The 7,111-nt window shown below is 63.4% G+C and carries 5 protein-coding genes; 1 reads left to right on the plus strand and 4 read right to left on the minus strand.

What is annotated here, in order from left to right:
• Positions 1-144: 144 nt before the first annotated feature.
• The 3 genes from Q0687_RS13265 to Q0687_RS13275 form a co-directional block, all read right to left on the minus strand.
• Entirely contained in the window at positions 145-1,608 is a 1,464-nt protein-coding gene (locus Q0687_RS13265; protein WP_298877248.1) for a trehalose-6-phosphate synthase, read from the minus strand.
• Positions 1,609-1,833: 225 nt separating this feature from the next.
• Positions 1,834-2,655, minus strand: a complete 822-nt coding sequence (gene otsB, locus Q0687_RS13270; protein WP_298877251.1) for a trehalose-phosphatase — start codon at positions 2,653-2,655, stop codon at positions 1,834-1,836.
• Between the two features lie 4 nt (positions 2,656-2,659).
• Positions 2,660-4,147, minus strand: a complete 1,488-nt coding sequence (locus tag Q0687_RS13275; RefSeq protein WP_298877253.1) for an MFS transporter — start codon at positions 4,145-4,147, stop codon at positions 2,660-2,662.
• 128 nt (positions 4,148-4,275) lie between these two features.
• Between Q0687_RS13275 and Q0687_RS13280 the strand changes: the two genes are divergently transcribed.
• Positions 4,276-4,647, plus strand: coding sequence for a DUF3175 domain-containing protein (locus Q0687_RS13280; protein ID WP_298877256.1), 372 nt, complete (start codon positions 4,276-4,278; stop codon positions 4,645-4,647).
• A gap of 190 nt (positions 4,648-4,837) precedes the next feature.
• Here Q0687_RS13280 and Q0687_RS13285 read toward each other — a convergent pair whose 3' ends face one another.
• Positions 4,838-6,871 carry a HAMP domain-containing methyl-accepting chemotaxis protein gene (locus Q0687_RS13285; protein ID WP_298877259.1) on the minus strand — a complete coding sequence of 678 codons (2,034 nt, stop codon included), beginning with the start codon at positions 6,869-6,871 and terminating at the stop codon, positions 4,838-4,840.
• Positions 6,872-7,111 lie beyond the last annotated feature (240 nt).

Below are 7,111 nucleotides of genomic sequence, written 5' to 3' on the forward strand. Positions count from 1 at the left end.
GGCGCGAAGCGCCGGATGAGGGGTTGCATCCGCGAGTTATGCTGCGAGAGGCTTGCGTGAGGAGAGATACCCCTCACCCGTCTCGCCGCGGCGCGGCGAACCACCCTCTCCCACAAGGGGAGAGGATGAGATCGAACAAGCTCCCTAAATCAACCGCACGCCCGAGATCGCCGACTTCAGCCAACGCAGCGCCTGCGGCGGTTGCGCCGCGAGCGGAGCGGCTGCGACCTTCTCGGTGCGGCACTTCTCGAGCTCGGCGACGAAATCCGACGACCATTGCTGGATGGTGTGGCCGCGCAGCTTCTTCATCATCGCATCCCACCGCATCTTGCGCTCGGTGAGCGGCATCGCTGCTGCGACCGCGATGGCGCGAGCCATGCCGTCGATGTCGTGCGGATTGACCAGCAACGCAGTCTCGAGCTCGTTGGCGGCACCGGCGAACTTCGACAGCACCAGCACGCCGGGATCGGCCGGATTCTGCGCGGCGACATATTCCTTGGCGACGAGGTTCATGCCGTCATGCAGCGGCGTCACCACGCCGACCTGCGCGGTGCGGTACAGACCGGCGAGCACGGCCTGGCTAAAGCCCTTGTTGAGATAGCGGATCGGGGTCCAGTCGACCTCGCCATGGCGACCGTTGACGTCGGTGACAAGGCGGGCGACCTCGTTCTGGAGATTGCCGTACGCTTCGATACCACCACGCGACGGATTGGCGATCTGGAGCAGGGAGATGCTGCGCGCAAACTGCGGCTGATCTGTCCACAGCCGATCGAACGCACTGATGCGGTTGACGAGGCCCTTGGAGTAGTCGAGACGATCGACGCCGATCGCGAGCCGCTCGCCATTGAGGCTGCGGCGCAGGCGCGAGACATCGGGATGCGAGGCTGACTTCGCGGCATAGGCTGCGAACTTCTCCGCATCGATGCCGATCGGAAACACCTCGCAGTGTGTGCGGCCGTGCTGCGAAAGCACGACGCCGTCCTCGATGATGAGGCCGAGCTCGCTGCTGGCGTAGCCGAGAAAATTCTGACAATCACCCTCGGTCTGGAAACCGAGCAGATCATAGGCCAGCATCGCCGTGACCAGCTCGCGATGATTGGGCACTCCCTGCATCACCGCGACGACCGGCCAAGGCGTGTGCAGGAAGAAGCCGATCGGATCGTCGACGCCGAGATCGCGCAGCTCCGCGCCGAGCGCGAGGAAATGATAATCCTGCACCCAGAACGCTGTGTTGTTCTTGCGGAAGCGCATCAGGGCGCGCGCCATGAAGGCGTTGACCTCGCGGTAGCTGACATAGTCGTCACGCGAGACGCGGATCAGATCGCTGCGCGAATGCAGCGCCGGCCACAATGCCGAATTGGCAAAGCCTTCGTAATAGCCGCCATAGTGCGCCGCCGGCAGGTCCAGCGTTGCGATCGCACCGGACCCCAGCGCCTCGATCTCTGCGAATGGCTCCTTCTGATGGCCATCACGCACGCGGCCGGAGGAGCCGACCCAGATAGCACCCGAATGCTCAACAACGGGAAGCAGCGCCGCCGCGAGGCCGCCCGTCATGGGCTCGTTGGGTTTACCGCGCGCAACTCGATTTGAAACGACGACTAAGTTCACAGGTCGTCCCCTCCTGTTCATTCCACCCCGTTTAACTGCCGTTCATCAATATGGTTCCTGTCATCATTTCTACGAAATGAAACCAAAGTCAGGCGCGCGCGTTGGAACCTGTTTCCCTTGAGGGAACCCGGCGATTTCATTCGAGAAAGGTTGATTTCGGCCAGCCTGAACAGTGCGCGCAGGGGAACCGCATGCGTAACAATATGGCTGCGAGGTGACCGCGCCTTATTCCAACCTTGTATCGTCCAGCAGGCGCGCAAGGAATGCGCGCACGTCGTTCGGTGCATCGAAATGGCCGTTGACGCCGATGGCACGCCGGCCGACCGAGAAGGACAGCCCGTTCATGTCGGGCATGATCGCGAACACGGTTTCATCGGTGACGTCGTCGCCGATGAAGATCGGACGACGTCCCCTGAATGGCTCGTGCTTCATCAGCTCGCGCACGCCGGTCGCCTTGGTGAATCCGGAATGCTTGATTTCGCAGACGAACTTGCCGGGCAGCACCTCGATCGGCGCATTGGGCAGATCGGCACGGATCAGCGAGACGGCTTCATAGATCGCCTTCTCCGCATGCGGCGCGAGGCGATAATGTAGCGCCAGCGAATAGCCCTTGTCCTCAAGCAGGATTCCGGGACTGAGCTTTGCGATCGCGGCCAGCCGCCGCTTCAGCTCCTTGTCCATCGGCGGCGCGTGCACATCATCGGCCTCGGTGCCGACCGTCAGCCGCATCTCCGCGCCATGGCCGGCGACGGCGCGAAACACGTCGGGTGCGAAGATCAGGTCGATGTCGTTGAGCGAGCGGCCGCTGACCATGGCCAGTGCGCCGGATGTGCGCTCCGTCAGCCGGTTCAGCGTCTCTGACAGGCCCGGCGGCACCCACACCTCGCGCGGCGTCGGCATCAGATCGAGCAGCGTGCCGTCGATGTCGAGCAGGATCGCGGTCTCGTTGAGATGCGGGACGAGCGCATGCGGCACAGGTACGGCATCGGGGGCTTCTTCGTCAGGCATGGCGTGCATCTGGTCCAGTTCGGCGAGCTCCGATTTCATAAGTCTACTCCATGGAAGCAAGGGGCCGCGCGATTTGTTCGAGCGATTTGCGCTCCGCGGAGATGGCGTAGCGCCACGCCACGGTCGCGGCCGCGATCATCAGGAAGGACCCCAGCAAATAGCCGGCGAACACGCTGCTGCGTGATCCCGTATCGATCAGCGCGCCGAACAGCGCGGGACCAATCACACCGCCGATTCCGGTGCCCACCGCATAGAACACTGCGATGGCCAGTGCGCGGACTTCCAGCGGGAAGGTCTCGCTGACGGTGAGATAGGCCGCGCTCGCCGCGGGTGAGGCAAAGAAGAATATCACCATCCAGGCGATGGTCTGTCCCTGCGCGCTCAATGCGCCGATCGAGAACAGATAGCCCGACAGCGCCAGCAGCAGGCCGGAGACGCCATAGGTGAACATGATCATGGCGCGGCGGCCGAGGGTGTCGAACAGTCGGCCAAGCAGCAGCGGGCCGAGGAAATTACCGGCGGCGAACGGCAGCAGATACCAGCCGACGTGATCGGCGCTGATGCCGTAGAAATCGGTCAGCACCAGCGCGAAGGTGAAGAAGATCGCGTTGTAGAAGAAGGCTTGGGCGACCATCAGCACGAGACCAACCAGCGCGCGCTGGCGATAGGTGCCGAACAGCGTCTGCGCGACTTCGCGGATCGGGGTGTGATCACGCATCTTCAGCCGCATCTTGGGGAAGCTGTCGCGGCGCCCCTCCTGATCGTGCCCGATCACCGAGCGCTCGATGTCCTCGACGATCTCGTGGGCCTGCTCCGGGCGGCCATGGATCATCAGCCAGCGCGGACTCTCCGGGATCCACATCCGCATCAGGAGCACGACGAGGCCGATGGTGGCGCCAATGAGATAGGCAAGACGCCAGCCGAGATCAGGGCCGATCACCGCGGGGTCAAGCAGCACGATCGCTGCGACGGCGCCCATCGCTGCTCCGATCCAGAAGCTGCCGTTGATGACCAGATCGGTCCAGCCGCGATAGCGCGCCGGCACCAGCTCCTGGATGGTCGAGTTGATCGCGGTGTATTCGCCGCCGATGCCGGCGCCGGTCAGGAAACGAAACAGCGCGTAGCTTGCGATATTCCAGGACAGCGCGGTTGCGGCCGTTGCCGAGAGATAGAGCGCGAGCGTGATGAAGAACAGCTTCTTGCGGCCGATGCGGTCGGTCAGCCAGCCGAAGCCAAGCGCGCCGAGCACGGCGCCGCCGAGATAGGCCGAGTTGGCGATGCCGAGATCGAGATTGGAAAAATGCAGCGCCGGGCTCTGTTTCAACGCACCCGAGAGCGCGCCGGCAAGCGTCACCTCGAGTCCATCGAGGATCCAAGTGATCCCAAGCGCCAGCACAACGCGGGTGTGAAAGCCGCTCCAGGGCAGCGCATCCAGCCGCGCGGGAATGCTGGTCTCGACGATGCGATCGGTCGCGGCCGCCATCGAGACTGCAGGTCCATCCTTCAGCACTGCGCTCTGCTGCAATTCCATCGGGTTACTGGGTCTGGGGGTGCGGCATTCTGCCTGCCACCCCCGACAACGTCTGCGGCATCTGCGGGTTCCCATGGGAACGGCAGCGAATACCGGCCGTTTCTGCTGGAGCCGCAAGGAGTTGACGCATGGCTCATGTCAGAAAGACGACACATTCTCGCAAAACAGCAGCACGCAAGAAGACCAGCGCGGGGCGCAGCACCGCCCGCAAGAGCGCACAGCGCGCCGCGCCAAAACGCTGGTCGCAGCGCGTGACGAAAGAGAGTGATGCGCTCGACCTCAAGCGCGGCGTGTTCAAACTCACGAGCCCGAAGAAGATCGCAGCATCGCTGAAGCGCTCAGCCGAGCACAGCACGCGCCGCAAGACCGGCGCCTATCGCTCCGCGCTCTCGATGCTGACATTCTACATCAACCGCGCCGGCAAGACCTTGCCGAAGACTCAGCGTGAGCGGCTGGAGAAAGCGAAGGTGGAGCTGAAGCGGGCGTTTGGGAGGGAGTGAGTAAGGTGCTCGAATGGCGATCTTCGCTCCGCTGTCGTCCCGGACGAGCGCAGCGAAGATCCGGGATCCATACGCCGCAGCAATAGTTTTGCGAAGACTCGGAATTACCAACTCGTCCCACAACCGCTCCCTATGGTTATGGGTCTCGGCCTTCGCCGGGACGACACCGAGATTGGCGCTAGAGTGTGGCCTACGCCGCCCTGATATTCGCCATGAAACGATCAAGCTCGGCGCGCAGGCGGGTGCTTTCGCTCGACAACGTCTTGGCCGAGTTCAGCACCTCTTCCGAGGCTGAACCGGTTTCGGCGGCGCCGCGGTTGACCTGACCGATATCGGTCGCGGCCGTCTGGGTGCCCTGGGCCACGTTCTGGACGCTGCGGGCGATCTCCTGCGTCGCGGCACCCTGCTCTTCCACCGCGCTGGCGATCGAGGTCGAGATCGACGAGATCTTGCCGATGGTCGCACCGATCTCCTTGATTGCGGCGACCGATTCGGCCGTCGCCCCCTGCATGCCCGCGATGTGCGACGAAATCTCGTCGGTCGCCTTCGCCGTCTGGCTCGCCAGCGATTTCACCTCGCTCGCAACCACCGCAAAGCCGCGGCCGGCTTCGCCTGCGCGTGCCGCCTCGATCGTCGCGTTCAGCGCCAGAAGATTGGTCTGCTCGGCAATCGCCGTGATCAGCTTGACGACCTCGCCGATCTGCTGGGCCGCGTGCGAGAGCTTTCCGATGCGGCCGTCGGTTTCCTTGGCCTGCACCACGGCGGCCTCGGCGATGCGGCTGGAATCGCGGACCTGGCGGCCGATCTCTTCAACTGAAGCCGACAGTTCTTCTGTCGCCGTCGCAACCGACTGCATGTTGCTCGAAGCCTGCTCGGAAACGCCGGCGACCTGGCTCGACAGGGTCTGTGTGGTCTCGGCGGTGCGGGTCAGCGTGGACGCCGACGATTCAAGCTGCACAGCGGAAGCCGAGACATTCGACACGATCGCACCAACGGCGCTCTCGAAATCGTCTGCAAAGCGGATCAGCTCGCCGCGGCGGCTTGCCGCCTGCTCCCTGTTCTGGGCTTCGCTGGCGGCGGCATCGCGCTCGGCCTTGGCAACGGCTTGAACCTTGAACTCTTCGACGGCACTGGCCATCTCGCCGATCTCGTCCTTGCGCCCGAGGCCGGGCAGCACGACGTCGAAATTGCCCGAAGCGAGCTCACGCATAGCCTTGCACATCGCGATCATCGGCCGCGAGATGCCATTGCCGAGCATCAGCGCCAGCGCGGCGCCGATGGCAAGACCGCCCAGCGCCAGCATCAGCATCAAATGCTCGGTTTCACCGATCGTCGTATTGGCACCCAGCTCGATGCGCTGCTGATCGGCCGACAGGTCCGACCGCAATTCACCCGAGAGCTTGAGAATGGACGCTGCCGTCTTGGTCATCTCGGCATTCGACTTGACGATGACCTTCACGTTCTCCGACAGCTTTGCGAAGGATGCGCGGTACTGCTTCAGAAGATTGCCGATCTCGGTGACGCGGTCGGTGATCTTCTGGTCGTTGGCATAGATCGAGACCAGCAGCGTTTCCAGGAACTTGATGCGGGCAACGACGCCGTCGGCGGTCTTCGACTCCGGCTTGGCTACAAAGGCGCTGACCGACGTGGAGACCGCGAGATATTGCGAGGTGATGTCCTTGGCCGTGGTCTGGACCGAGCTCAGGCCGGCCAACGCCGCGGTATCGGCGAGGTCGTCGAACTTGAAACGAATCTTGTTGCCGACGCTGTTGAGCTCATCGGCCGCGATCTTGTTGTTGGCGCGGGTCAGCGTGATGATCTCGCTGAAGACCTTTGTGAAGCGCTGGAACTCGGCTTCGAGCTTGCCGATCTCCTCGCGGCGCGCCGCACCTGACGTCGCGGACATCGACTTGGCGATCGCCGCCTTCAGATTTTCTTCAGCCGCCTTGGCCGCGGTTTCATCATCCGCCGCACCGGTCAGCGTGTAGGCCCGGGTCAGTCCCTGATAGCTGATCAACTCGCGATCGATGGTCCGTGCCAGGTCGGCTTCCGCCACGCTGGTCCGGTAGGAGGCGACAGCGCCAGCGATTCGCTCGAAGCCGAAATACGCGAACGCCATGCTGACGGCGAGGATGGCCAGCACCGCCACGAACCCGAGGATGATCTTCGCGCGGAAACGCAAGGTGAAGAGCTTTGATGAGCTCGGCTTTGACTTGACGGACATTTCCCCCACCCCATTCCATTCGCGGAAAACCAGGCGCAGTCCGGCAGCAGCCCGCTCCGCGACTCAAATGCAAGGTAAACGGCAAAGGATAAGCCGCGGTAAATTTGCCGCGCCGCAACTTGCGGTGAGGTGTCGCGGAGCCGCCGTGGCTCTACGCCGCCCGGATGTTCGCCATGAACCGATCGAGCTCGGCGCGCAGGCGGGTGCTTTCGCTCGACAACGTCTTGGCCGAGTTCAGCA

The sequence above is a fragment of the uncultured Bradyrhizobium sp. genome (assembly GCF_936928535.1).
Taxonomy (GTDB): domain Bacteria; phylum Pseudomonadota; class Alphaproteobacteria; order Rhizobiales; family Xanthobacteraceae; genus Bradyrhizobium.